Genomic DNA, 24,985 nt, shown 5'->3' on the forward strand with positions numbered 1-24,985 from the left:
GCTTGACGAACCGCACCCGGCATCGCCGGACTTTGTTAAACCCGCCGGGACTACACCGGCCGATGAAAACCACAATTAGGAGAGATCGACAATGAAGCTTCGTCCTCTGCATGACCGCGTCGTCATCCGTCGCAGCGAAGAAGAAAAGAAAACCGCTGGCGGTATCGTCCTGCCAGGTTCGGCTGCTGAAAAAGCCAACAGCGGCGAAATCCTCGCTGTAGGCACCGGCCGCGTACTGGACAACGGTGAAGTGCGCGCACTGGCCGTGAAAGTGGGCGATAAGGTTGTGTTCGGTCCTTACTCCGGCAGCAACACTGTGAAAGTCGACGGCGAAGACCTGCTGGTAATGAGCGAGAACGAAATCCTCGCTGTTATCGAAGGCTGATACCCCCGTTCATTTTCCGCTACTACAAAGTATTTAAGGAATATCGATCATGGCTGCTAAAGAAGTTCTGTTTGGCGATTCCGCCCGCAAGAAAATGCTCAAAGGCGTCAACGTCCTGGCTGACGCAGTAAAAGCGACCCTGGGCCCGAAAGGCCGTAACGTGATCATCGAGAAGAGCTTCGGCGCTCCGACCATCACCAAGGACGGCGTTTCCGTCGCCAAAGAAATCGAACTGGAAGACCGTTTCGAAAACATGGGCGCGCAGCTGGTCAAAGACGTTGCCTCCCGTGCCAACGATGACGCTGGTGACGGTACTACCACCGCTACCGTTCTGGCTCAGTCGATCGTCAACGAAGGCCTGAAAGCCGTCGCTGCCGGCATGAACCCGATGGATCTGAAGCGCGGCATCGACAAGGCGACCATCGCCATCGTCAAAGAGCTGAAAAACCTGTCCAAGCCATGCGCTGACACCAAGGCCATCGCTCAGGTTGGCACCATCTCGGCCAACTCCGACAACTCCATCGGCGACATCATTGCCGAAGCCATGGAAAAAGTCGGTAAAGAAGGCGTGATCACCGTTGAAGAAGGCACTGGCCTGGAAAACGAACTGTCGGTTGTAGAAGGCATGCAGTTCGACCGTGGCTACCTGTCCCCGTACTTCGTCAACAAGCCGGAAACCATGGTTGCCGAGCTGGACAACCCGCTGGTTCTGCTGGTCGACAAAAAGATCTCGAACATCCGCGAAATGCTGCCAGTGCTGGAAGCCGTTGCCAAAGCCGGCCGTCCGCTGCTGATCGTTTCCGAAGACGTTGAAGGCGAAGCCCTGGCGACTCTGGTCGTGAACAACATGCGTGGCATCGTTAAAGTCGCAGCCGTCAAGGCTCCAGGCTTCGGCGACCGCCGCAAGGCCATGCTGCAGGACATCGCCGTTCTGACCGGCGGTACCGTTATCTCCGAAGAGATCGGCCTGAGCCTGGAAGCAGCCACCCTGGAAAACCTGGGCAGCGCCAAGCGCGTGACCATCTCCAAGGAAAACACCATCATCGTTGACGGTGCTGGCGTAGCAGGCGACATCGAGTCCCGCATTGCTCAGATCCGTGCTCAGGTTGCCGAAACTTCCTCGGACTACGACCGTGAAAAACTGCAAGAGCGTCTGGCCAAGCTGTCCGGCGGCGTTGCAGTGATCAAGGTTGGCGCTGGTTCCGAAGTAGAAATGAAAGAGAAAAAAGCCCGCGTTGAAGACGCCCTGCACGCAACCCGTGCAGCCGTTGAAGAAGGCGTGGTACCTGGCGGTGGCGTTGCGCTGATCCGCGCTCTGGAAGCAATCCTCGACCTGAAAGGCGACAACGCCGACCAGGACGTGGGTATCGCCGTACTGCGTCGTGCCATCGAAGCACCGCTGCGTCAGATCGCTGCCAACAGCGGTGACGAGCCAAGCGTTGTGGTCAACGAAGTCAAGAACGGCAAAGGTAACTTCGGTTACAACGCTGCGACTGGCGAATACGGCGACATGATCGAAATGGGTATCCTGGATCCGACCAAGGTCACCCGTTCCGCGTTGCAAGCTGCATCGTCGATCGGCGGTCTGATCCTGACCACCGAAGCCGCGGTAGCTGATGCACCGAAGAAAGACGGCGGTGCTGGTGGCGGTATGCCAGACATGGGCGGCATGGGTGGCATGGGCGGCATGATGTAAGCCAGCCTTACCCCTGTACGAAAAAACCCCGCCTGCGAAAGCAGGCGGGGTTTTTTATTGTCTTTTACAAACATCAAAGTCAAAAGATCTTCTATCAAGCCCTGACCGGTTCGGCCTTGCCTGCTCGTTCAACGCTGGATGCAGGTCGATACAGAATCCAGTAATACGACCCCAGACAAATCAGCCAGCAGAACACTGCCGTCCACACGTTGTGCGAGAAGAAGTGCGCGCCCTGCATCATCCGCCCGATGGAAAACACCGAGCCGAGGGCGAAGGCGAAGACAAACGCTGCGCGAGCCATGCGCGGGCGACGGTCACGCAATACGAAAAACAGGGCAAACAGGGTGAAACCGGTGGCCGCATGGCCGCCGGGCCAGCAACGTCCCGGTTTTTCGGTGTGCGGGCGAGGGCTCAGCAATTCGCTGTACGTCTCGTGACCGCCGAATTGCTCAAGGCTCCAGGGGCATTGCACCGCGGTCACCGCTTTCATGGGCGTGACAAAGGAAGTCGCCAGGCCCAGGGACAGCACCAGACAACCCAGTTCGCGCTTGTACGGCTTGAGTTTGGCCATGAAGAACGAAGCGATGTAGCCGAGGATGGCGAACACCGAAAATGCAATGACGACCTGCTTGGCGCGGGTATGCAGGATGTTTTCCAGGAAGTAACTGTGCCGTCCGATGAAGTCCCCCGCGACCGGGTCGTAGAACAGCTTGGCAAGGTCCATGTCCAGTGAGGTCAGTTCGAGCAACACCAGAATGATCGCCGCAACGGCGGGAACCCCCAGGCACACCCAGAAGTTGAGTGGGCGAGGGGCAGGGCGGACAGCGGTTGATGACATGGTGGATCCTGAACAAAGGAAAAAGCCCCGGGGCATCAGCCCGGGGCGATTCGGTTAACGTTCGCCGACTTGACCGGCACCCTCCTTGGGCGCCTTCCAGCCAAGCAGCTGTTGCTTGAAGCCATAACTGGCGGTTTGGTAATAGGTGATGGCGCGGGTAATCAGCGGGTCATCGGCGGTCGACCGGGACTCGCGGCTTTCGGTCAGTGCGTCATCGTGACGACGCAATCCCTGGCGTGGGCTCAAAATTGCCAGGTCCTTGCCGTCAAACAACCCCAGGTGCTGGTAGTTACCAACCACCACGCGTGGCGGCAGCGGGTTGTCCTGCAACAGGTTACGGCCAAAGAACGTCGATTCATAATCCAGATTGAGCAAGCCCAGCAGCGTTGGCGCCAGATCGATCTGGCTGGCCAGCTGTGCCGTTTCCCGAGCTTCGATCAACTTGGGCGCGTAGATGAACAGCGGAATCTGATAGTTGGCGATAGGCAAGTCTTCCTTACCGGCGCTGCCTGCGGTGTGGTCGGCGACAAAGACGAAGATTGTATTGTCAAACCAGGGTTTTTGACGCGCCTGATCGAGAAACTGACCGATGGCGTAGTCGGTGTATTTCACCGCGCCGTCACGGCCGTTGCCGGACTTGATGTCGATCCGGTTGTCCGGATAGGTGTAAGGGCGATGGTTGGACGTCGTCATCAGCTGCAGCAGGAATGGCTGCTGCCTGGCATAGTCGGCATCGGCCAGTTTCAGGGTCTGGTTGTAGAGATCCTCGTCTGCCATGCCCCAGGCATTCTTGAAGTGAATCTCCGACTCCTCGACGCTGCTCTGGTCTACAACGCGATAACCATTGCCACTGAAGAACGCATTCATGTTGTCGAAGTAACCGCGGCCGCCGTAAACAAACACGCTGTCGTAGCCCACGGCATTGAGTTGCTGGCCAAGGCTGGCAAAGCCGCTTTCACGACCCACGCGCTTGACGATCGAGCGACCCGGTGTCGGCGGAATCGCCAGGGTGATGGCTTCCAGGCCTCGGTCGGTGCGGGTGCCGGTGGCGTAGAAGTTATTGAAATACAGGCTCTGCTTGCGCAAGGCATCAAGGTAGGGGGTCAGGTTACGGGTGTCACCGTTGCTGCCCATGTACTTGGCGCTGAAGCTTTCAATGGTGACCAGTACGATGTTGGGCTTGCGCGGTGTGCCCGGGTTATCGATTTGCCGACGGATGTCCTGCGGGTCCTGGCCAACGAAGCGGGCATTGGGTTCTGCCAGTTCGGCGCGAATCTGCTGGGCAACGACTGCCTCCGGCAGCGTTTTGTAGAACTGCGGGTAGTCCAGTTCGTTGTTACGGAACGCGGCGAAGAACTGGTAGGGACCATTGCTCGCCAGTTCGTTCTGATAGGCATTGCCGCCCTGGGCGCGCGGGGCATCCTGGCTGAGCAACTGCATGCTCAGGCCGGCGACGATCAACAAACCGAGAGCATTCAGTAAGCGGCCGCGTAGGGGCGGCAATGGCGCATCAAGTGCGGCGTTGAAGAATTTGCGCAATGCAAGACTCAGGACCACGGCCAGCACGGCGAGAATGCTCAGCAGCGTGCCGATCGGGTATGACTCCAGCAGGTTGTTCAGTACTTCGTCGGAATACACCAGGTAGTCGACGGCGATGAAGTTGAAGCGCACGCCGAATTCATCCCAGAACAGCCACTCGGCCACCGAGGTGAACAGCATCGCGAACAGACTGACGGTCAGCAGACCCTGAAGAAACCAGCGATGGCCACGAGTGCGCCACAAGGCCGGCGGACACAGCAACAGGTAGAGGCCCATGGGCAGCGCTGCGTAAGCGATAAAACCCATGTCGTAAAGCAGGCCGATACCAAACACCGACAGGAAGCCGCTACCGGCCTCATTCAGATGAGTGAGGAGCAGGACTGTTCGAGTCAGAAAAAAAATTGCCAGCCAGGAGCCGGTCACCAGCAGCAAAAAGCGCATGGGTGCCGTCTTCAAATAGTCCATTTTCTATATTCCTTATTATCAATCGCGTGACAGTCTTCACCGCCCGCTGTAGGGAGCGTGTGAATCGATAGTGAAAAACTCGTCAATCATACCTGTTGGTTGAGTGAATTGATCCATGCACAGCCTTCCCCTAGCCGTGGGCCACACTTGGCCTTAAGCTGCGCGGGCCATGACGGCCGTTACTGTGGACGGAGAGATACCCATGCGAATTCTATTGGTTGAAGACAACCGCGATATCCTGGCCAACCTGGCCGATTACCTGGGGCTCAAAGGCTATACCGTGGATTGCGCGCAGGACGGTCTGTCGGGTCTGCATCTGGCGGCCACCGAGCATTACGATTTGATCGTGCTCGATATCATGCTACCCGGCATCGATGGCTACACCCTGTGCAAGCGCCTGCGCGAAGATGCCCGCCGCGAAACGCCGGTGATCATGCTCACGGCCCGCGATCAACTGGATGACCGCCTGCAAGGCTTCAAGTCCGGCGCCGATGACTACCTGATCAAACCGTTCGCCCTGTCTGAGCTGGCGGCGCGTATCGAAGCGGTCATGCGCCGTACCCAGGGCGGCGGACGGCGGACCTTGCAGGTCGGCGACCTGAGCTATGACCTCGACACCCTGGAAGTCACTCGCGAAGGCCGGTTGCTGAAACTCAACCCGGTCGGCCTGAAGCTGCTGGCCGTGTTGATGCAGAAAAGCCCGCATGTATTGCGCCGTGAAATTCTTGAAGAAGCCCTGTGGGGCGACGACTGCCCGGACAGCGACAGCCTGCGCAGCCATGTCCACCAACTGCGCCAGGTGATCGACAAACCGTTCGCCAAGCCATTGCTGCAAACCGTACACGGTGTGGGGTATCGCTTGGCCGAGGGGCGTGATGGAGTTTAAGCAGAGCCTTTCTCAACGAATCATCATTGCCTTTGCGCTGATGAGCGCACTGGTGGCGGGTGCCTTTGCCATGGGCATTGTGGCGACCGTGCACCTGGTGGAAGAAAAACTGATTTCGGCAGGTCTGGGTGGCGATTTGCAGCGCCTGTTGCTGATGGACAGTGTCACGGACTGGCGCCATCGTCCCGAACCGGACCAATTGTTCTACTTCAGCAGCGGGCCAGGCGATTTCAGATTGCCCAAGGATTTGCGGCACCTGGAGCCGGGTTTCCATGAAGTGTTCCGTGAAAACCTGTCGTACCACGCCATGGTCGAAATCGTCGACGGCCGACGTTACGTGCTGTTGCAGGACCAGAGCGACTTCGAAGAGCGTGAGCGGGTGCTGTTTGCCGTGGCGCTGGTGGGTTTCGTACTGAGCCTGGTGCTGGCGGTGTTTCTCGGCTGGGTCCTGGCACGCAAGGTCATGGCGCCGGTGGTACGGTTGGCCCGCCAGGTACGCCATCGTGATCAACTGCTGGGTTTGGCTCCTCCGTTGGCTCCGGACTATGCCGCTGACGAAGTGGGCGAACTGGCCGTGGCCTTCGACGCCACCCTCGGGCGCTTGCGTCAGGCCTTGACCCGCGAGCGGTTGTTCACCAGCGACGTCAGCCACGAATTGCGTACGCCCCTGATGATATTGGCCAGTTCCTGCGAGTTGTTGCTGGAAAACCCCGGTATCGATCAGCGCGGCCGCGCTCAGGTCGAGCGCATTGCCCGAGCGTGTGAAGAAATGCGTGAGCTGGTGCAAACCTTCCTGATGCTGGCCCGTGCCCAACGCGAAGACGCCAGCATGTCGCCGCAACAGTCCCTTAGCCAGGTGGCCGAGGGCCTGCTCGGTCTGTGGCGTGAACCTATCGAAAGCAAAGGGTTGGAGCTGATCTTCGAACCGGGCAACCCCGAGGCCAAGGGCTACAATGCGACGTTCTTGCACGCGGTGATGGGTAACTTGCTGCGCAATGCCTTGCATTACACCGAGCAGGGCTTCATCCGCCTGACCCTGACGGGTACGGGCTTTCTGGTCGAAGACAGTGGTGTGGGCATTCCCGAGGAAAAACGCGAGGCGATGTTCGAACCCTTCGTCCGGGGCACTGAAAAGCGTGGGGAAGGCTTGGGCCTGGGGCTTTCACTGGTGCAGCGGATCTGTGAAAACCAGGGCTGGAGCGTCGGCCTGACAACCATGGAGCCCAATGGCTGCCGTTTTCAGGTGGAGTTGTCGCGAACTTGAACAGTTGAGTCGGGCGTCCAGTAAACCCTATCAATTCTGTAAAGCTCTGTAATACTTCCAGGTTTCCCATTACGAACTTTTCACAAATGGATCACCTGTCAACGACACCACGAAACCTAAGGTGGTTGCTATCAGAAGTTCAGGAGCCCTGATGATGGACGGCCCGATCAAGCTCGATTTCTCCGAAAAGTACGACGATCAACACGCGCAACGTTATCTGCACAAACACCAGGAAGGTCTCGGCCGTCGATTGTCCCATTGGCGTGACGAACAACTGGCGCGCAAGGCGCTGGCCCTGGTTGGCGAGCCTGGCCTGGTCCTCGATTTGCCGTGTGGTGCAGGGCGTTTCTGGCCCTTGCTGGCGGAAAAATCCAACCGCGTGATCATCGGTGCCGATAACTCGCAGTCCATGCTGAAGATCGCAACCCAGGCGCAACCTGCCGACGTGGTGAAACGGGTACAACCCTTGCACACGTCTGCATTCGACATCGCCTTGCCGGACAACGCCGTCGACAGCATTTTTTGCATGCGCTTGCTCCACCACATCGGTGAAGCCGAGCATCGCATGGCTATCTTGCGCGAATTCGAGCGAGTTTCCCGTGACAGCGTGATCCTTTCGCTATGGGTCGATGGCAACTTCAAGGCCTGGAAACGCAAGCGTTCGGAGAAAACCCGTGGGCAGGAAGGTTACCAAAACCGGTTTGTGTTACCGGCCGCTACCGTAGAAAAGGAATTTGAGCAGGCGGGTTTCCGCATCCAGGAACAACTGGACTTTTTGCCGCTCTATGCGATGTGGCGAGTTTACGTATTACGCAAGAGGTAACAGGATGGCAGTGCAGTGTGCAGCAGAAACGGAAGTCGCTCCCCAGGACCGCTTCGATTACTTTTGGAATCAGCGCGGTGAATGGGTGGAGGAACCCAACGTCCGTCGCGGCGGGGAAAGCGGCGTTCAACGCCTGATGGGCAGTGATGGTCAGCTGCTCTACGTCAAGCGCCAGACCGGGCATATCCATCGTAGCTGGCAGCACCCCTTCGGGCGGCCTACGGTACTGCGCGAGCATGCTGCGCTCATCGGTGTGACCGCGCTTGGCGTACGGGTTCCGCAAATCGTTTTCTGCGGCGCACAGCGCGACCCTGTGCACAAGTGGCGTGCCTTGCTGCTCACCAAGTCGCTGGACGGCTTCGAGGAAATCGATCGCTGGTACGCCGGTGGCGGTCGCGAGCGTCATGGTGAAGCCATAAACGACCGAGTGCTCAAGGACCTGGCTGAAAACCTGGCTCGCATGCACAAGGGCCGCTGGCAGCACGGTTGCCTTTACGACAAGCACGTATTCGTTCGCGTGACCGGTGAGGGCGAGACGGCCAAGGTCGAAGTGGCCCTGATCGATCTGGAGAAATGCCGACGGCGTTTGACCGCCAATCGTGCAGCTGTCCATGACTTGAAGCAGTTGCGTCGCCACTCGTCGTTCAGCGCGGCAGACTGGAAAAAGCTGGTCTATTTTTATGAGACGGCGTTTGGCAGCGCCATCAAGGGTTTATAGCGATGAAACTCGAAATTGCACGAGGTTTGTTTCTGGTAGGAGCCTTGGCAGTTGCATCAATCGCGATGGCAACCTGGGAGCAACCGCGCCCCCGGGTTCTCAGCTCGATAAGCGCAGAAGAACATTGTCCATTGCCACGGGTTGCAAAGGCATCCGTGGCCACTCGACCCGATCATGATCTGTTGTTGTTCATGTTCGGACTTTCTCAAGGATTGAGGCCGCAAAATTGAACCGATTGAAGCCCAAATGAAAGGCCTCGCTGATGCGAGGCCTTTTTTTTTATTGCCCGGTGCAGGAGCAAGACGGATCGCCGCATCGCTGCTCCCACAAGGTTATGAGTATTCTTGAGGTTTATCGGGTTTGGCCAGCAACGTGTAGATGCAGGGCAACACAAACAGGGTGAACAACGTGCCGATCGACATGCCCGTCGCGATGACCGTGCCGATGTCGAACCGGCTGACTGCGCCAGCACCGGTGGCGATGATCAATGGCACCATGCCGAACACCATCGCCGCGGTGGTCATCAAGACCGGTCGCAGCCGGATGGCCGCCGCTTCCTCTACCGCTTCCCGTGCCGTCAGGCCCTTGTCCTTGCGTAGCTGGTTGGCGAACTGGACGATCAGAATGCCGTGCTTGCTGATCAGCCCGATCAACGTCACCAACCCGACCTGGGTGTAGATGTTCATGCTCGACCAACCCAGGAACAGCGGAATCAATGCGCCGCAGATGGACAGGGGCACGGTGACCAGGATCACCAGCGGGTCGCGGAAGCTTTCGAACTGGGCCGCCAGCACCAGGAAAATGATCGCCAGTGCCAAGGCAAAGGTGACCCATAGGGCACTGCCTTCCTGAACGTACTGCCTCGATGCTCCGGCGTAGTCGAAGGCAAAGCCGGCGGGTGCCTCTTCCCGGGCGATCTGGCGCACGAGGTCGATGGCTTCCCCCATGCTCACCAGCGGTACTCCGGACAGGATGGCCGAGTTGAGTTGCTGGAACTGGTTCAGTTGTCGCGGTCGAGCACGGTCGGTGATGGTGATCAGGGTCGACAATGCCAACAGCTCGCCCTTGGTGTTTTTCACGTAGTAATTGTTCAGCCAGTCCGGATTGTCACGGAACGGCCGTTCGACCTGGGCAATGACTTTGTAGCTGCGACCTTCAATGGTGAAACGGTTGATCTCGGCTTCACCCAGCAGGGTCGCCAGGGTTCCCCCCAGATCCTGCATGGAAACCCCCATCTGCGCGGCCTTGGCGCGGTCGATATCCACCACCACTTCCGGCTTGTCGAAGGCCAGGTCAACGTGGACAAACGCAAACTTGCCGGATTCCTTCGCCCGTTTTTTTACCCGGTCGGCCACCTGCAGCAGCAACTCGTAATCGTTGGCGGAGTTGATGACGAACTGGAACGGCACACCTTCGCCGGTGCCCGGCAGGGACGGCAGGTTGAAGCCGAAAATCTGCAACCCCGTGATCTTTTCCAGTTTGGCCTGCACCTTGGGCAGGATCGCCATTTGCGTGCGACTGCGCTCGTTCCACGGCTTGAGCAGGAAACCGCCGATACCCGATTGTACGCCGTTGAAACCGTTGATCTGGAAGGACGAGTAGTACTCCGGAAACGCCTTGAAGATCGAGATGAACTCGTCGGTGTAGGTGTTCAGGTAGTCGAGGTTGGTCGGTTGCGGGGCGTTGGCTATCATGAAAATGATGCCCTGGTCCTCATCCGGCGCCAGTTCCGATTTGGTGAATTTGAGAAAGACCGGAATCAGGCACAACACGATCACGGCGAACACCAGCACCACCGGCCGGGTGTTTAGGGTGCCGTGAAGCAGGCTCTGGTAGCGGCGCTTGAGTCTTTCGAAAATCATGTCCAGGCGATGGGCCAGGCCACTGGGGTTCTCGTCGTGGCGCAGCAGAAACGCACACATCATCGGCGACAGGGTCAGGGCGACGATACCGGAAATCACCACCGCGCCGGCCAGGGTCAGGGCGAACTCCTTGAACAGCGCCCCGGTCAGGCCGGTCAGGAAGCCGATCGGTGCATATACCGCGGCCAGGGTGATGGTCATCGAGACCACCGGCATGGCGATTTCCCGGGCGCCTTCAATGGCGGCGTCGAGCGGTGTCTTGCCTTCCTCGATGTGGCGATGAATGTTTTCCACCACCACGATGGCGTCGTCCACCACCAGGCCGATGGCCAATACCATTGCCAGCAGGGTGAGCAGGTTGATGGAGTACCCCATCATCTGCATGAAGAACATGACGCCGATCATCGACAGCGGGATGGTCACCACCGGGATCACCACCGAACGCAGGGCGCCGAGGAACAGGAACACCACCACGATCACGATCAGCACCGCTTCGAACAGGGTTTTCACCACTTCGTCGATCGAGGCCTGGATGAACAGGGTGGCGTCGTAGGCGATCTCACCCTTGAGGTTCGGCGGTAGCTGGGCCTCCAGGTCCGGCATGATCTTGCGCACTTCCTTGATCACTTCCAGCGGGTTGGCACCGGGCGTCGCCTTGATGCCGATGTACACCGAAGGGGTGCCACCGAACGAGCTGATGGTGTCGTAGTTTTCCGCACCCATTTCCACACGCGCCACATCGCGCAGCAACACACGGCTGTCGCCATCGACCTTGAGCGCAATCGCCCCGAAGGCTTCGGCGGACTTGAGTTCGGTATTGGCGTTGATGCTGGTGACCACGTATTCGCCTTTCACCTCGCCGGCGGCCGAGAGGAAGTTGTACTGGCGCACCGCGTTGGTCACATCGCTGGCACTGAGGCCGAAACCAGAGAGCTTCATCGGGTCCAGCCATAGGCGCATGGCAAAGACCTGGTTGCCGAGGATCTCAGCTTCGGCCATGCCGGGCAAGGTTGCCAGTTTCGGCTGGATCACCCGCGACAGGTAATCGGTAATCTGCGGGTTGCTCAATTCCTTGCTGAAAAAGCTCATGTACATCAGCACTGACGCATCGGCAGATTGTTTGCTCAGCACCGGGTCTTCAGCGTCCTGGGGCAGCTGGCTCTTGACCTCGTTGGCCTTGGCCAGCAGTTCGGTAAACAGACGGTCGCTGTTGGAGCCGACGTGCGCGTAGATCGAGATCACCGAAAAGTTCTGGCGACTCACCGAGGTCATGTAGTCGATGCCCTCGGCGCTGGCCAGGCTTTGCTGCATCGGTTGGGTGATGTAGCCCTGGATGGTCTCGGCGTTGGCCCCGGGGTAGGCGGTGGTCACCGTGATCAGGGCGTTTTCCATTTGCGGATACTGGCGCAGGGGCAGCTTGCCCCAGGCCTGGAAGCCCAGCAGCACAATCAGCAGGCTGACCACGGTTGCGAGAACCGGGCGGCGGATGAACGGGTCGGTAAAAGCCATGGGGATTCCTTGATCAGTCCGCGCGTGGCGGGCTGTTCCGCTCGGCCAGGGTCTTGTCGTCGCTGATGGCAATGTGTGCGCCGTTGTCCAGTTTGAGCTGGCCGGCGGTCACCACTTTCTCGCCGCTCTGCACGCCTTTGGTGATCATCACTTGCCCATCGCGGCGTTCGCCGGTTTCGACAAAACGCCGTTCGGCGATCAGCACCGGCTGGCCCTTGTCGTCCTTTTCCGGGCTGCCATCTTCGGCCTTCTTTGGTACGGCCACATACACCGAGTTGCCGTAGAGCGTGTAGGTAATCGCGCTTTCCGGTACCACGATGCGCGGTTGCGGGTCGGGCAGGAGCACCTGGAGGCTGGCGAACATGCCTGGCATCAACTTGCCATCGGGGTTGGCCAGGGCGGCGCGGACCTGCACGTTACGGGTGCTGTTCTCGACTTTGGGGTTGATTGCACTGATGGTGCCGGGGTACTCCTGGGTCGGATACGCCGCGACAATGACCTGCACTGGCTGGCCGAGAGCAATCTTCGGCACCGACTGCTCGGGCACAAAAAAGTCGACATACAGGCTACTGAGGTCTTGCAGGGTGGCGATCATGGTGCCGCTGGCAAGATAGTCGCCAACGTCTACCTGACGAATGCCGATGGTGCCGCTGAAGGGCGCGACGATGCTTTTTTTGCCGAGCGCAGCCTTGAGTTGATTGACCGTGGCCTTGCTTTTTTTCAGCACCGCCGAAAGCCGGTCGAACTCGCCTTTGGAAATCGCCTGGCTGCCGACCAGTTGGCTACCGCGACCGTAATCGAGCTGTGCCAGCCCGAGGTCGGCCAGAGCAGTTTCCAGCAGGGCACTTTCCACGGCGCTGTCGAGGCGCAGGAGTGGTTGACCGGCCTTGACCTTTTGCCCTGACTCGAACTGCAAATCGATGACGGTGCCATCGGTCTCCAGGCTCAGGTCCACGCCTTGCAATGCCTTGAGCGTGCCAACGCTAGGCAGGCGGGCTTGCCATGGGCGCTCGGTGGCGGTGGCCACGGCAACGCTGATGGCCGGTCTGGGCGCAGAGTAGCCTTGAACCATCGTGTAGATCGAGAAGGCTTTGTACGCGGCCAGGACCAGCACAATCAGTAGAACGACACCCAACATGATCAGCATGCGGCGACGCAGCATATCCAGTTCCTTGGAGAGAATCAGGTGAGACAGCGGGGCACATTACCGGGAGTGTAGAGGGTAATCCAACTGCCGTTTTTACATGTTGTGAGGTATTAGAGGGGTGAAAGCCTGAAAAGATTCGCCGCCTTGGGCCGCGCCTGCGGGATGTTCGTCATCTCGCAGGCGCGGCCCAAGGCGGCGATCTTTTCAATGATTTACGCCATCAGATGCAGATGGTTGTCCCAGAGCCCGGCGGGTAGCTCCAGCGGTTTTGCAACAAGGTTTGTCTGGCGACAGTCGTAGTAGCGGCAGCGACCCTGACCCGAGGTCACGACAAAACCATCGGCCACGGCGCCGACCCCGGCGCAATCGGGCAGAGGCGCATCCAGGCGTACTTCACCGCTGTCCAGGTCCCAGATGAAAAAGCGGTTGCCCCGCGGCGCAGTCAACGCCACCAGGCGCAAGTCGCTGTGTACCGCGACGCTGGCGGTGTAGTGCCCCATGGCCTGCAACTGGTGCTCGGGCACCGGGAACGCGACGAAGGGCTGACCGGGCCGCTTGATCGCCAGCAACTCCGACGACTCGTGGGCCGCGCCCATGAACTGCTGGCTGGCGACGATGGTGCCGTCGCTGGCGATGGCCAGATGGCGCACGCTGTTCATCTGCTGGGCGAGGGTTTCCTTGCTCAGCAGGGTGCCGTCACGTTGCATCAGGACCAGGCTCGGTTCCATGGCGTTGAGGTTCATCTCCACCCGGCTTTCGGCCTCGGTGCGAATCCCGCCGTTGGCCACCACCAGGGTTTCGCCATCGGGCATCCACGACACCTGGTGCGGACCGAGGCCGTGGGTGGAAATCTCACCGCTGTGCACCAGCCGTTCGCCTTCGAATTTATACACGCCGAGCAGGCCGCGGCCCGGATCGCTGGTGTCGTTTTCGGTGGCGTACAGCCAGTCACCGCTGTGGTGAATGACCGCGTGTCCGTAGAAGTGCCGGTTCGGCTGTGACACCACGGTTTGCAGGAGTGCGCCGTCGCGCAGGTCGATCAGGTAGCTCTCGGTACCTGGACGACGGGCGACAAACAGCGCAATCGGCAGTGTCGGGTGGTTGACGATGTCGTGGCAACGCTGGCCGACCCGGGTGGCGAACACCTGGGTGCCATCCAGGCGATAACCGACGGCGTAATGCTGGCCGTCGGTATCGTCCCGTGCCGACAGCAACAACGGACTCTTGTCCTTTTGCTTGAACAGCTTCCAGCCGCCCAGCGTCACCGCACCCAGCAACAAACTACCTAAGGTCAGAGCCTGGCGTCGCAGCATGGAACTTGCCCTCATCAGTCACCGTCGTTGGCGTTGAAGCCCAGTTGGATGCCCAGCGCCTTGGCCAGATCGGCCTCGTGCAGGCGATGGACGACGTTGAGGCTGTCATACAGATCGTTGAGTTGCTGGCGGCCGGCGTCGTCACCGAGCATTTCGGTCAGCGAGCGCTGGTTGCTGGCGAACAGTTTCAGCGAGGCGGCGTAGGCGGCATCGATCTTGTCGGCCAATGGTTTCTGCTCGCTCGGCAACAGGCTGCGCAGGCCTTTGTTATCCACACCTTCCCAGACTGTCTTGGCGGCCGCGAGGCTGGCTTCGAGGCTGGCCAGGGACGACTGGCTACGCCATGCATCGGCCTGGAACGGTTGCGGCACACCCTTGGTCTGGCGGCCCATCGGCGTGCCGAGTTTTTTCTTCAGGGTGTCGATGGCTGTGACTTGCACACGCAGCAGATCGGCGATCGCTTCGTGGGAGTCCGCGTAGCGCTGGTTCGGGAATTTGCTCATTTGCGCGAGCATGCCGTCGGTGTTGTTCCAGGTTTGCAGAATGTCTTCGGCCAACTGTTTCTGGCGCTCACCGATGGCGACCAGCAGCGGGCAGTATCTGGCCTTCTGCTCAGCGTTGGCCACGTCAGGCTTGCTGTCGAACAGAATGTATTCGTAGGCCGAAAGACCCTGTACCACAACGCTGGACTTGGCCAGGGCGGCGGCATCGATTTGCGGCTGTGCGGTAACCAGTTGTTCGACCTGACGACCGACCAGGTTTTTCTTGTCCGGCCAGAACTGTACTTGCCACGAACGGTTGCCTTCGGCTAATGGCCCGATCAGCAGCGGTTGCAGTTCGGCCCAGGCTTTTTGCGCGTGCAGGAAATCGGCACGAGCGGTTTCCAGGGTTTCCTTGCCTTCGCAGTAGGCGAGGGCGCTGACCGCCAATTGACGGTCGGCTTCAACCCAGCGGGTGTAGGTCGGCAGGATCACCGATTTAGCGATAGCCGACGACGTGACCGCTTGTGGGTCCTGGGGCGAGCAGGCGCCCAGGGCGAGTGCGGCAAGGCTGGTGAACAACAGTTTGGGACGGAACATGTCGGGCTCCCGCGAGTGGAATACGTGTTAAAGGGAATTCAGGAACGCCAGCAACGCAGCGCGTTGCTCGGCATCGAAAGACAAAACCTGTTGCTGCGCCGCTGTCGCCTCGCCGCCATGCCAGAGCACGGCTTCGAGCAGGTTGCGAGCGCGGCCGTCGTGCAGGAACTGGGTGTGGCCGCTGACCGCCTGTGTCAGGCCGATGCCCCACAATGGCGGGGTACGCCATTGGCGGCCGCTGGCCTGGAATTCGCTACGGTTGTCGGCCAAGCCGTCGCCCATGTCATGCAGCAGCAGATCGCTGTACGGGCGAATCACTTGGTTGGCCAGTTCAGGTTCGGCGGCGTTGGCGGCGGTGGTGTATTTCGGGGTGTGACAGGACTGGCAGCCCGCCTGATAAAACAGGGACTTGCCGGCCAGCACTTCAGGTGCGTTGACGTCACGACGGGCTGGTACGGCGAGGTTACGGCTGTAGAACAGCACCAGGCGCAGGATGTTGTCGCTGACTTCCGGCTCGCCATTCGGGCCGTTGCCACTGGGTGCTTGTTTGCAAGCCGTTTGCGCGTCCGTGCAGTCATCAAAGGGTCTCAGGCTGGTCGTGAGGCCCATATCACCCGAAAACGCGTGGACATTCTGTTGGTTGAGGTTCGGTTGTCCGGCTTTCCAGCCAAATCGCCCCAGTACGGTCTTTTGCTGGGCATCATCCCAGACCCGGTTCGGTCGTCCGCTGATGCCGTTGTTCGCCTTGGCCTGTGCCTCGGCGTTGGCCAGGATGGCCTCCTCGGGGATCGCTTCGAGCAGACCCAGGCCAATCATCGGTGGCGCCACGCGGGCCGAGAAACGGGTGTCGGGGTGCATCGGGCCGTAGCCCAGCTGGGTGATGTTGAGGCTTGGTTTGCGCAACTCGACTTCGGTGCCGTCCTTGAAGCGAACCGGCACGGCGGTGTAATCGACCCGCACTTTGCCTTCGGGCGCCACGCCGGGGACGGACATGTCCTGGAACTGACCGCCGTAGACGGGCTCCGGCACCACGCCGAGCTGTTCGATGACCTTGGCATACACCGGGGCGTCGGGAATCGACAGGCGTACCAGCATCGACACGGCGTTCACATCGTCGGGAGTCGGCGGATGGCCGCGGCCGTCCTTGATGTGGCAGCCCTGGCAGGCATTGGTGTTGAACAGTGGACCGAGGCCATCGCGGGCGGTCGTCGTCGACGGGGCGATCACCCAAGGGCTGCGGAAGAAGCTGTTGCCGACGCTGAAATCCACGCGCCGTGACGGCGGCAGATTCGCCGAGGGCATGGAAAACGCATTCTGATCGGTCTTGCGCACCGTCGCACTGCCGCCGGAGCGGGCTTCACCAGGTTCGGCCTGGGTGAATTTCGGGGCGTCATCGCAGGCACTCAGGCCCAGGGCCAGAAACAGTGCGGACAAGCGAAGAGGCAGCGAGGGCATCAGACATCCTGCAAGACGAGCAAAACAAGGGCGCAAAGTCTAACAGGGGATGGGAATTTGAATAAGAGGAATTATCGTTTGCTTGATGTGGGGCAATTGTCGCGGCCAACCCTGAACCCTGTGGGAGCGAGCCTGCTCGCGATTGCGGTGTGTCATCCAAAACTGATGTCGACTGACACGGCCCCATCGCGAGCAGGCTCGCTCCCACAATGGGCTGTGTATGGCAGATATGAAAAAGGCGACCCGAAGGTCGCCTTATTACTCACTCAGCCAGCGTTGATCAGAATTCGTGATCAGCGTTGTCCGGGTTCAGGTCGTTGATGCCCAGTTTGCCTGCAGCGGCTTCGATCGAACCGGTCTGCTTGACCAAGGACGCGATAGCGTCGCGGACGATCTGGTTGCCCGCGGTGTTGCCAGCGGCGATCAACTGGTCGTAGTGCTCACCCTTGTTGGCGTGGTCGACCATGATCTGGATCTTGGCTTCGGTAGCAGCCAGGTCGTCTTTCAGTGCGGTGTCAGCAGCCGGATCAGCCTTGGCCACCAGGGACGACAGGCTGGCGCCAGTCATTTTGGTGCCGTCGACACGGGAGTATTCGCCCAGGTACACGTTACGAATGCCCTTGGCATCGTAGAAGTGCGAGTTGTGGGTGTTGTCGCTGAAGCAATCCTGTTCGTCTTCCGGGGAGTTGGCTTCCAGGGAAACCTTCATGCGCTCGCCCGCCAGTTCGCCCAGGGACAGGCTGCCCATGCCGAACAGCATTTTGCGCAGGCCGGTTTCAGCCGGTTCCGCTTCCAGGGTGGCGCGGTAGTTGTCGGCCACGTTTGGCTTCCAGTTACCGACCATTTCTTCCAGGTCGCTGACCAGCAGTTGGGTCACGGCTTTCAGGTAGGCACGACGACGATCGTTGTGACCGCCAGTGGCGCCTTTGCCTTCCAGGTAGTCCGAAGCCGGACGGTTGCCGGCGCCAGGGCCGGTGCCGTTCAGGTCCTGGCCCCAGAGCAGGAATTCGATGGCGTGGTAACCGGTGGCGACGTTGGCCTCGGAACCGCCCAGCTCGTTCAGGCTGGCGAGTTTTTCCGGGGTGATGTCTTTGACATCGACCTTGTCTTCGCCGATCTGCACTTCAGTGTTGGCGATGATGTTGGCAGTGGCGCCCGGGTTGCCCAGGGCGTGTTCGTAGGATTTGTCGACGTAGTCGATCAGGCCTTCGTCCAGCGGCCAGGAGTTCAGCTGACCTTCCCAGTCGTCAATGATGGTGTTGCCGAAGCGGAACACTTCGCTCTGCAGGTAAGGCACGCGAGCGGCAACCCAGGCAGCCTTGGCGGCTTTCAGGGTGTCGTCGTTCGGTTTGGCGAGGAAGGCGTCGACGGCGGTTTGCAGGGTCTTCGCGGTGGATTCGGCATCGCTGTAAACGGCGAAAACGATGTCGGCGTAATGGGCGACAACGGCTTTGGCGGCGGCTTCGTCGACTTTACCGGCAGCGGCAGGCGCAGCCGGGGCAGCCGCAGTGCTGGCAGCTGGCGCAGCAGCTTTTTCTTGGTCTTTACCTTCGCCGCAACCGGCGAGGGAAATAGCGATGGCCAACAGACTGGCGGTAGCCAGAGGCATACGAATCATGGCGAACATCCTGCTTCGATAAGGGGTGGAGTGGTGCTATGCGCACGCAAAACTGCGACATAATGCAAATCTTTCGCATTCTGTGTAAAGGGTTGTACCTGTAAATATTTCTTATTCAGGTGGGAGTTGTGTCGTAGATCAAAAGATCGCAGCCTCGTTTCACTCGACAGCTCCTACACAACGCGCGGTTCATGTAGGAGCTGTCGAGTGAAACGAGGCTGCGATCTTTTTATTTTCTACAAAATAGCCGCATTGCTGCGTTGGGCCTGCTTCAGGTAAGCGCCCAGTTCCCGTGCTGGCAACGGTTTGCTGTAGTGATAGCCCTGACCTTCGTGGCAGCCTTCGGAGATGATGTAGGCCTCTTGCTCGGCGGTTTCCACGCCTTCGGCAATCACCTGCATGCCGAGGCTCTTGCCCAGCTGGATGATGGCCCGAACGATGGTCGCATCGTCGTCGTCATCGAGCAGGTCCTGAACGAAGCTCTTGTCAATCTTGATCTTGTCCAGCGGCAGGCTCTTCAGATAGCTCAAGGATGAATAGCCGGTGCCAAAGTCATCGATGGCGATCAGCGCGCCGGAGCGGCGCAGGCTGAGCAGGTGCTGGGCCGCCGTGCTGATGTCTTCCATCAGACCGGTTTCGGTGACTTCCAGCTCCAGGCTGCGTGGTGGCAGGCGATACATCTGCAGCAGGTTGTTGACCACCCGTGGCAGTTCGGCGTGGTGCAATTGAACCGTGGACAGGTTTACCGCCATGCGCAGGTCGCTGAAGCCCTGGTCATGCCACTCGCGTAATTGTTTGCAGGCCTGGTCAAGCACCCATTCGCCGATGGCAATGATGGTGCCATTCTGTTCGGCCAGCGGGATGAACAGGTCTGGCGGCACCATACCGTGCTCGGGGTGTTGCCAGCGAATCAGGGCTTCGACGCCCACCACGCGGTTATCGCGATAGCTGATCTGCGGCTGGTAGACGAGGTAGAACTGATTGCGGATCAGTGCATCGCGCAGGTCTTTTTCCAGCTCGCGGCGGCGGCGCATTTCGGTGTCGACGCTGGCGATATAGAACTGATAGCGGTTGCGCGAACGGGTCTTGGCCAGCGTCATGGTCTGCTCGGCCTTTTGCAGCAACTTCTCGGTACTGTCGCCGTCCTCGGGGAACAGAGTGATGCCGATGGTGGCGCGCAGGCGGATCTCCTGATGGTCGAGGGCAAACGCCGCTTCCAGATCATCAAGAATGCTTTGCGCCAGTTCGGCGGCTTCGTAGGGCTGCTCGATATCGGCCTGGACCAGGGCGAACTGGTCGCCACCGAGGCGGGCGAGGGCGCCCAGGCGACCGCTATGACCGCGCAGGCGATCGGCCAGGGCCAGCAACAACTGGTCGCCGGTCTGGTAGCTGAACTGCTCGTTGATGCCCTTGAAGTCATCGAGGCCGACACACAACACCGCGACCCGGCGCTGCAGTTTGCCGGCGTCGATGAGGATCTTGTCCAGTTGCTGCTGCAGTTGCTGCCGGTTCGGCAGTCCCGTCAGGAAATCGTACTGGGACATGCGCAACAGGCTGTTTTCGGCTTCGTGGCGCAGATGGGTATTGCGTTCGATGGATTCGAGCAACTGGTTGGCGGTGTTGATCCAGATGCCCAGTTCGTTTTTCTCGTGGCCCTTGAGCAGCGGAATCTTGTGCTCGCTGGGACGATCCGGATTGATTTCCGTGAGGTGCTCGATGATCCGCGACAGCGGCTTGGTCAGCAGCCAGTGATAGACCAGATACAACACCAGCCCCATGGCGAGCGCGCGCAGTACGCCGGAAATGAAGATGATCACCGAGCTGACAATGAACCCCTGGCCGTAAGTGGCGGTATCGAGGGTGATGCTCAGATCGCCGTAATACTCGCTGTAAGGCCCGCGACCGACCAGTTGGGTGGTGAAGGTGCGTTCCTTGCCAAGAATCGGGTCGGTCAGCCAGCGACTGTGGGAGTGCTGCAACTCGCGGTTTTTTTGCGCGAGCATGGCTTCGTTGGGATGGCCGATGGAGGCCTGGCGCACGGCGTCGTCCTGAAACAGGCCTTCGATGACCTGCATGCCCATTTCCCGGTCCAGGCTATAGACAGCCTGGGTCGAGGGGTCGCGAAACATGTCGAGGATACGCTGGGCATCGCTGGCGACGGCCTGGCGTGTTTTATAGGCATCGAACACAATCTGAGCGCAGCTCAAGACCACGCCGACGATCAATGCCGACAGGAGCACGACCCGCAGCAACTTCACCGACAAGCTGTTCTTGAGTTCCAGCTTCAAAGGGTTATTCCTTGTTCCGTGCGGGTAGCATCAAGTTGCCATGAGTATTGGCAATCCCGTGATGGTAGTCAAAGTGACAATCATCCTTGGGGGATTTTGCCTGCAGCTTGGCCGATTTGCAGTTGTCTTGACGAGTTAGCCTATTAGCACTGTGTCGGTTGTCGAGTCCTTCAACTTGAGGGGCGGGGGTGGAGATATTTTCCTTTTGTTTGATGTTAGTCGTCCGTGGCGTTGGGGCAAGGGGGGCAAGACTTGTTTCATCGTGGGAAATTGTCCTGGGTTGCTCGCTCAGGCGGCCAGATAGCCGACCTGATTTCGCGGATGTATTACTCCGTAGGAGCTGCCGAAGGCTGCGATCTCTTGATCTTGTTTGTAAGTAATAAAGCCAAAAGATCGCAGCCTCGTTGCACTCGACAGCTCCTACAGGGAAATGCGCACGCATGAAGAACCAGGTCTGCCAGCCGACCCGGTTTTTGCAGATGTCCCCAATCCCTGTAGGAGCTGGCTTGCCAGCGATGGCGGCCTGCCAGCCGACCAATTTCCCACGCCTCTAAGCTGATCGTTCCCACGCTCCCGCGTGGGAATGCTGCCAGGGACCTCCGTGTTACGTTTTGCGGGTTAACGCGGTGTAGGAAAGCGCCAGAAGTTTCCCACGCAGTTTTCAGGTTGCCCGTCGGAAGCGGACTCAATAGCCTCTGACTGTCGCTGAAAACTCAGCGATCGGGTGTGAGAACCCGGCAAGTCATAGTCATCCAGTGCCAGTATCCGCATAATTGCCGCCAGCTTATCCGCTGTTTGTAAATGCGTTATGGCGGCTGTGTGCGGGCAGACTTTTGTCTGGCCGGGTGCCTATGACCGGTTTTCTCACCTCGCACATAGCTGCCACCTCTTTGCCGTGTGAGAACGGCAATGGGTGGCACCCACCGCATAGGAATATTTCAGTGGATAAGTTAATCCCCGATCCGCCCTTAAATACAGCCAAACCCTACACCCCCAACACCATGTTCATGATCGTCCCGGACATGGATACCGAATCCCTGCTGGCCCACGCTTGTGAGTCACTGGCTTCGGCCAACGTCATGGCGAGTGATTTCGCCACCTTCCTGACCGGCCCCCAGCGCAACACGGCGTTGGCCATTGCGCAGATCATCATGCTGGCGGAACTGGCGGTGAATCGCGCGTTGGATAACGTCGATCCACGGTAGTTGGCAGGCTTGCTCGCGAAGGCGGCGGAACGATCGCCACCGTCCCGTTGCTCATATCCTTCCATAAAAAAACCCGGCATAAGCCGGGTTCTTTTGACTGGCGTCGAGCTTAAGCGGTGAAGGTTTTGCCTTCGAACTGCTCAGCCACGAATTTCCAGTTGACCAGGTTCCAGAACGCTTCGACATACTTTGGACGCAGGTTGCGGTAGTCGATGTAGTAAGCGTGTTCCCAGACGTCGCAGGTCAGTAGCGGGGTGTCGCCGTTGGTCAGCGGGTTGCCGGCGCCGATGGTGCTGGCCAGGGCCAGGGAACCGTCAGCCTTCTTCACCAGCCAGCCCCAACCGGAACCGAAGGTACCGATGGACGTCTTGCTGAACTCTTCCTTGAACTTGTCGAACGAACCGAAAGCCGCGTTGATGGCTTCAGCCAGAGCGCCGGTTGGTTGACCGCCGGCGTTTGGCGCCAGGCAGTTCCAGTAGAAAGTGTGGTTCCAGACCTGAGCGGCGTTGTTGAAGATACCGCCCGAGGAAGTCTTGACGATTTCTTCCAGGGTCTTGCCTTCGAACTCGGTGCCTGGCACCAGGTTGTTCAGGTTCACGACGTAGGTGTTGTGGTGCTTGTCGTGGTGGAACTCCAGGGTTTCCTTGGAGATGTGCGGCTGCAGGGCATCGTGTGCGTACGGCAGTGGCGGCAATTCGAAAGCCATGATGATTCTCCTAATCAGGTCAGTTGCGGTGAGCGCAAGGCCGATCACGGGCGGCCAGACAAGCGCCGGGGAGTTTGTACTCTTTGCGGCGCAGGGAGTCGGATCATAGCACCGGGGGGGCGGCATAACCACGCAACAACTGTGTGGAATAGAGGTTCCGCGAATCAGCTGGCCGCGATCAACTGGAGCGCTACGGCAAACATCATCATAGCCACCAACAGATCGAGAATTCGCCAGGTGCTGGGGCGGGCGAGCCACGGTGCCAGCCATGCCGCACCGAGCGCCAGGGTGAAAAACCAAAGCAGCGAGGCGCTGGCCGCGCCGACTACATAAGCGCCGGGCTCGGTTTGTTGTGCGCCCAGGGAGCCGATCAGCAAAACGGTGTCCAGATAAACGTGCGGGTTGAGCAACGTCACCGCCAGCGCACTGAGCATTACGGCCCGCAGCGAGCGTACGGTCTGGTGCTCGCCTTGCTCAAGACTCTGCTTCGAAAAGGCTCGGCGCAGTGCCTGGCTGCCGTACCACAACAGAAACGCTGCGCCACCCCAACGGGCGATGGCCAGCAGCGTCGGGTTCTGCGCCAGCACCGTCGCCAGGCCAAATACCCCGGCGGCCACCAACAGGGCATCGCAGGCCACGCAGAGCGCCGCCACCGGCAGGTGATGTTCACGCCGCAGGCTTTGCGCCAGGACAAACGCATTCTGGGTGCCGATCGCCATGATCAGGCCGAAGGCCACGAGCAGCCCGTTCACATAACTTTGCCACATGATTATTTACTCCGCGTTGGCTGCCAGATCCCGCAGCACCTGCAGGGCACGGTCGGCGTCGGCCTGGCCGACAAACAAATGGTCGTGGTAGTAGCCGGCAATCACGTTGCAGCTGATTCCGGCCTGGCCCAATGCCGTGGCGAACGCGGCGGTCAGGCCGACGGCTTCGAGGGCCGAATGTACGTTCAAGGTGATCCAGGCGGCGATGTAGTCGAAGCTGAAACCGGCTTTTTCGGCGTGGGAACGTTCGAGAATCACGGTCAGGCCTTCCTGCTCGCGGAAGCTGCCGACAATCTCCAGATCCTTGGGCAACTTGCCGTCACGCAGGGTGCAGAACACATATTCGCCGGCGTTGAGTTGCGGGCTCATACTGCGCAGCAGCGTTGCCAATGAAGTTTCGCCAGCCATGTGGGTGATCCTTGTTCAAGAGTTCTTGCTGGTCATTGTCCTTGTGAAGGCTGTATAAGAAAAACCAATCTTGCTGATCGCTCATTAGGAAAACTGATGTTCGACTATAAATTGCTTTCTGCCCTGGCCGCCGTGGTTGAACAGGCCGGTTTTGAACGGGCGGCCCAAGTGCTGGGCCTGTCGCAATCGGCAATTTCCCAACGTATCAAACTACTGGAAGCGCGGGTCGGCCAACCGGTACTGGTGCGGACTACACCGCCAACGCCGACGGAAATCGGTCGACGGCTGCTCAACCACGTGCAGCAGGTGCGCTTGCTTGAACGGGATTTGCAAAGCCTGGTGCCGGCGCTGGATGAAGAGGGCCTGCCGGAGCGCCTGCGGATCGCCCTGAACGCCGACAGCCTGGCCACTTGGTGGGCGCAGGCCGTGGGGGCGTTTTGCGCGGAACAGCATCTGTTGATGGATCTGGTGGTCGAAGACCAGACCGTCGGCCTCAAGCGCATGCGCGCCGGTGAAGTGGCGGCCTGCGTCTGCGCCAGCGAGCGCCCGGTGGCGGGTGCGCGCAGCGTGCTGCTGGGGGCCATGCGTTACCGGGCACTGGCCAGCCCCGCCTTTATTGCCCGGCACTTTCCGCAGGGCGTACGGGCCGATCAGTTGGCCCGCACCCCGGCGCTGGTGTTTGGCCCGGACGATTTCCTGCAGCATCGGTACCTTGCGTCCCTCGGCGTCGAGGGCGGTTTCGAACACCATTTATGCCCTTCCTCCGAAGGTTTCATTCGTCTGACGGAAGCCGGGCTGGGTTGGGGGCTGGTTCCGGAACTGCAGGTACGCGAGCAACTGGAAAGGGGCGTATTGCAGGAGCTGCTGCCAGATAAGCCGATCGATGTGCCGTTGTACTGGCATCATTGGCGTAATGGCGGCCAGCTGCTGGGGCTGCTCACCGATCAATTGGTACGCGCATCGAAGCAATGGCTGGTGCCCTTGGACTGACGCGCAGCGTCAAGACCTCACGTA

Annotated in this window: 21 protein-coding genes; 9 read left to right on the forward strand and 12 right to left on the reverse strand. The window is 59.6% G+C overall.

Annotated features, from left to right (window positions below):
* Positions 1-91 precede the first annotated feature (91 nt).
* Together AC1D19_RS06505 and groL are read left to right on the forward strand one after the other, a co-directional pair.
* Positions 92-385 (forward strand): co-chaperone GroES, encoded by a 294-nt coding sequence (locus AC1D19_RS06505; protein ID WP_047532658.1) that lies wholly within the window; start codon positions 92-94, stop codon positions 383-385.
* Between the two features lie 49 nt (positions 386-434).
* Positions 435-2,081, forward strand: coding sequence for a chaperonin GroEL (gene groL / locus AC1D19_RS06510; protein ID WP_150728305.1), 1,647 nt, complete (start codon positions 435-437; stop codon positions 2,079-2,081).
* Between the two features lie 94 nt (positions 2,082-2,175).
* Here groL and AC1D19_RS06515 read toward each other — a convergent pair whose 3' ends face one another.
* Together AC1D19_RS06515 and AC1D19_RS06520 are read right to left on the reverse strand one after the other, a co-directional pair.
* Positions 2,176-2,919 carry a phosphatase PAP2 family protein gene (locus AC1D19_RS06515; protein ID WP_477762718.1) on the reverse strand — a complete coding sequence of 248 codons (744 nt, stop codon included), beginning with the start codon at positions 2,917-2,919 and terminating at the stop codon, positions 2,176-2,178.
* Positions 2,920-2,973: 54 nt separating this feature from the next.
* A complete protein-coding gene (locus tag AC1D19_RS06520; protein WP_477752686.1) occupies positions 2,974-4,923 on the reverse strand; it encodes an LTA synthase family protein in 1,950 nt (649 codons plus the stop codon).
* A gap of 202 nt (positions 4,924-5,125) precedes the next feature.
* On the opposite strand from AC1D19_RS06520, the gene colR reads away from it, so the two are divergent.
* The 5 genes from colR (at position 5,126) to AC1D19_RS06545 (ending at position 8,844) form a co-directional block, all read left to right on the forward strand.
* Positions 5,126-5,809, forward strand: a complete 684-nt coding sequence (gene colR / locus AC1D19_RS06525) for a two-component system response regulator ColR (RefSeq protein ID WP_007985839.1) — start codon at positions 5,126-5,128, stop codon at positions 5,807-5,809.
* A complete protein-coding gene (locus AC1D19_RS06530) occupies positions 5,799-7,073 on the forward strand; it encodes a sensor histidine kinase (protein WP_477762719.1) in 1,275 nt (424 codons plus the stop codon). Before colR ends, AC1D19_RS06530 begins: the two co-directional genes overlap by 11 nt.
* Before the next feature lie 154 nt (positions 7,074-7,227).
* Positions 7,228-7,896 carry a class I SAM-dependent methyltransferase gene (locus AC1D19_RS06535; protein WP_477752704.1) on the forward strand — a complete coding sequence of 223 codons (669 nt, stop codon included), beginning with the start codon at positions 7,228-7,230 and terminating at the stop codon, positions 7,894-7,896.
* Positions 7,897-7,900: 4 nt separating this feature from the next.
* Positions 7,901-8,614: a lipopolysaccharide kinase InaA family protein gene (locus tag AC1D19_RS06540; protein WP_477762720.1), complete on the forward strand. Its 714-nt coding sequence runs from the start codon at positions 7,901-7,903 to the stop codon at positions 8,612-8,614.
* A gap of 2 nt (positions 8,615-8,616) precedes the next feature.
* Positions 8,617-8,844 carry a hypothetical protein gene (locus tag AC1D19_RS06545; protein ID WP_477752683.1) on the forward strand — a complete coding sequence of 76 codons (228 nt, stop codon included), beginning with the start codon at positions 8,617-8,619 and terminating at the stop codon, positions 8,842-8,844.
* Positions 8,845-8,946: 102 nt separating this feature from the next.
* Here AC1D19_RS06545 and AC1D19_RS06550 read toward each other — a convergent pair whose 3' ends face one another.
* The 7 genes from AC1D19_RS06550 to AC1D19_RS06580 all read right to left on the reverse strand — a co-directional run bounded on the left by AC1D19_RS06550 (position 8,947) and on the right by AC1D19_RS06580 (position 20,885).
* A complete protein-coding gene (locus AC1D19_RS06550) occupies positions 8,947-11,985 on the reverse strand; it encodes a multidrug efflux RND transporter permease subunit (protein ID WP_477762721.1) in 3,039 nt (1,012 codons plus the stop codon).
* A 13-nt stretch (positions 11,986-11,998) separates the two neighbouring features.
* Complete coding sequence (locus tag AC1D19_RS06555; protein WP_477752681.1) at positions 11,999-13,147, reverse strand: efflux RND transporter periplasmic adaptor subunit; 1,149 nt, start codon at positions 13,145-13,147, stop codon at positions 11,999-12,001.
* Between the two features lie 197 nt (positions 13,148-13,344).
* Entirely contained in the window at positions 13,345-14,445 is a 1,101-nt protein-coding gene (locus tag AC1D19_RS06560) for a DUF1513 domain-containing protein (RefSeq protein ID WP_477762722.1), read from the reverse strand.
* 14 nt (positions 14,446-14,459) lie between these two features.
* Positions 14,460-15,524 (reverse strand): imelysin family protein, encoded by a 1,065-nt coding sequence (locus tag AC1D19_RS06565; RefSeq protein WP_477762723.1) that lies wholly within the window; start codon positions 15,522-15,524, stop codon positions 14,460-14,462.
* A gap of 27 nt (positions 15,525-15,551) precedes the next feature.
* Entirely contained in the window at positions 15,552-16,979 is a 1,428-nt protein-coding gene (locus tag AC1D19_RS06570; protein WP_477762724.1) for a di-heme oxidoreductase family protein, read from the reverse strand.
* A gap of 280 nt (positions 16,980-17,259) precedes the next feature.
* Positions 17,260-18,597 (reverse strand): imelysin family protein, encoded by a 1,338-nt coding sequence (locus AC1D19_RS06575; protein ID WP_477762725.1) that lies wholly within the window; start codon positions 18,595-18,597, stop codon positions 17,260-17,262.
* Positions 18,598-18,833: 236 nt separating this feature from the next.
* Complete coding sequence (locus tag AC1D19_RS06580; protein WP_477762726.1) at positions 18,834-20,885, reverse strand: putative bifunctional diguanylate cyclase/phosphodiesterase; 2,052 nt, start codon at positions 20,883-20,885, stop codon at positions 18,834-18,836.
* Positions 20,886-21,826: 941 nt separating this feature from the next.
* On the opposite strand from AC1D19_RS06580, the gene AC1D19_RS06585 reads away from it, so the two are divergent.
* Positions 21,827-22,090 carry a DUF6124 family protein gene (locus tag AC1D19_RS06585; protein ID WP_477762727.1) on the forward strand — a complete coding sequence of 88 codons (264 nt, stop codon included), beginning with the start codon at positions 21,827-21,829 and terminating at the stop codon, positions 22,088-22,090.
* A gap of 109 nt (positions 22,091-22,199) precedes the next feature.
* On the opposite strand, the gene AC1D19_RS06590 is transcribed toward AC1D19_RS06585, so the two are convergent.
* The 3 genes from AC1D19_RS06590 to AC1D19_RS06600 all read right to left on the reverse strand — a co-directional run bounded on the left by AC1D19_RS06590 (position 22,200) and on the right by AC1D19_RS06600 (position 23,971).
* Entirely contained in the window at positions 22,200-22,796 is a 597-nt protein-coding gene (locus AC1D19_RS06590; protein ID WP_008022038.1) for a superoxide dismutase, read from the reverse strand.
* 164 nt (positions 22,797-22,960) lie between these two features.
* A complete protein-coding gene (locus tag AC1D19_RS06595) occupies positions 22,961-23,563 on the reverse strand; it encodes a LysE/ArgO family amino acid transporter (RefSeq protein ID WP_477762728.1) in 603 nt (200 codons plus the stop codon).
* 6 nt (positions 23,564-23,569) lie between these two features.
* Positions 23,570-23,971 carry an ACT domain-containing protein gene (locus AC1D19_RS06600; protein ID WP_477762729.1) on the reverse strand — a complete coding sequence of 134 codons (402 nt, stop codon included), beginning with the start codon at positions 23,969-23,971 and terminating at the stop codon, positions 23,570-23,572.
* Positions 23,972-24,067: 96 nt separating this feature from the next.
* Here AC1D19_RS06600 and AC1D19_RS06605 point away from each other — a divergent pair, with 96 nt between their 5' ends.
* Positions 24,068-24,961 carry a LysR family transcriptional regulator ArgP gene (locus AC1D19_RS06605; RefSeq protein ID WP_477752673.1) on the forward strand — a complete coding sequence of 298 codons (894 nt, stop codon included), beginning with the start codon at positions 24,068-24,070 and terminating at the stop codon, positions 24,959-24,961.
* Positions 24,962-24,985: the final 24 nt, after the last annotated feature.

This window comes from Pseudomonas sp. P1_C12 (genome assembly GCF_056406435.1).

What these genes read in the sequence shown, in the direction of transcription:
- AC1D19_RS06545 (WP_477752683.1), top strand. Translation starts at nt 8,617, where the DNA reads ATGAAACTCGAAATTGCACGAGGTTTGTTTCTGGTAGGAGCCTTGGCA.
- AC1D19_RS06540 (WP_477762720.1), top strand. Translation starts at nt 7,901, where the DNA reads ATGGCAGTGCAGTGTGCAGCAGAAACGGAAGTCGCTCCCCAGGACCGC.
- AC1D19_RS06555 (WP_477752681.1), bottom strand. Translation starts at nt 13,147, where the DNA reads ATGCTGCGTCGCCGCATGCTGATCATGTTGGGTGTCGTTCTACTGATT.
- AC1D19_RS06575 (WP_477762725.1), bottom strand. Translation starts at nt 18,597, where the DNA reads ATGATTCGTATGCCTCTGGCTACCGCCAGTCTGTTGGCCATCGCTATT.
- AC1D19_RS06605 (WP_477752673.1), top strand. Translation starts at nt 24,068, where the DNA reads ATGTTCGACTATAAATTGCTTTCTGCCCTGGCCGCCGTGGTTGAACAG.
- AC1D19_RS06590 (WP_008022038.1), bottom strand. Translation starts at nt 22,796, where the DNA reads ATGGCTTTCGAATTGCCGCCACTGCCGTACGCACACGATGCCCTGCAG.
- AC1D19_RS06530 (WP_477762719.1), top strand. Translation starts at nt 5,799, where the DNA reads ATGGAGTTTAAGCAGAGCCTTTCTCAACGAATCATCATTGCCTTTGCG.
- AC1D19_RS06515 (WP_477762718.1), bottom strand. Translation starts at nt 2,919, where the DNA reads ATGTCATCAACCGCTGTCCGCCCTGCCCCTCGCCCACTCAACTTCTGG.
- AC1D19_RS06535 (WP_477752704.1), top strand. Translation starts at nt 7,228, where the DNA reads ATGGACGGCCCGATCAAGCTCGATTTCTCCGAAAAGTACGACGATCAA.
- colR (WP_007985839.1), top strand. Translation starts at nt 5,126, where the DNA reads ATGCGAATTCTATTGGTTGAAGACAACCGCGATATCCTGGCCAACCTG.
- AC1D19_RS06600 (WP_477762729.1), bottom strand. Translation starts at nt 23,971, where the DNA reads ATGGCTGGCGAAACTTCATTGGCAACGCTGCTGCGCAGTATGAGCCCG.
- AC1D19_RS06505 (WP_047532658.1), top strand. Translation starts at nt 92, where the DNA reads ATGAAGCTTCGTCCTCTGCATGACCGCGTCGTCATCCGTCGCAGCGAA.
- AC1D19_RS06570 (WP_477762724.1), bottom strand. Translation starts at nt 16,979, where the DNA reads ATGCCCTCGCTGCCTCTTCGCTTGTCCGCACTGTTTCTGGCCCTGGGC.
- AC1D19_RS06595 (WP_477762728.1), bottom strand. Translation starts at nt 23,563, where the DNA reads ATGTGGCAAAGTTATGTGAACGGGCTGCTCGTGGCCTTCGGCCTGATC.
- AC1D19_RS06550 (WP_477762721.1), bottom strand. Translation starts at nt 11,985, where the DNA reads ATGGCTTTTACCGACCCGTTCATCCGCCGCCCGGTTCTCGCAACCGTG.
- AC1D19_RS06560 (WP_477762722.1), bottom strand. Translation starts at nt 14,445, where the DNA reads ATGCTGCGACGCCAGGCTCTGACCTTAGGTAGTTTGTTGCTGGGTGCG.
- groL (WP_150728305.1), top strand. Translation starts at nt 435, where the DNA reads ATGGCTGCTAAAGAAGTTCTGTTTGGCGATTCCGCCCGCAAGAAAATG.
- AC1D19_RS06565 (WP_477762723.1), bottom strand. Translation starts at nt 15,524, where the DNA reads ATGTTCCGTCCCAAACTGTTGTTCACCAGCCTTGCCGCACTCGCCCTG.
- AC1D19_RS06520 (WP_477752686.1), bottom strand. Translation starts at nt 4,923, where the DNA reads ATGGACTATTTGAAGACGGCACCCATGCGCTTTTTGCTGCTGGTGACC.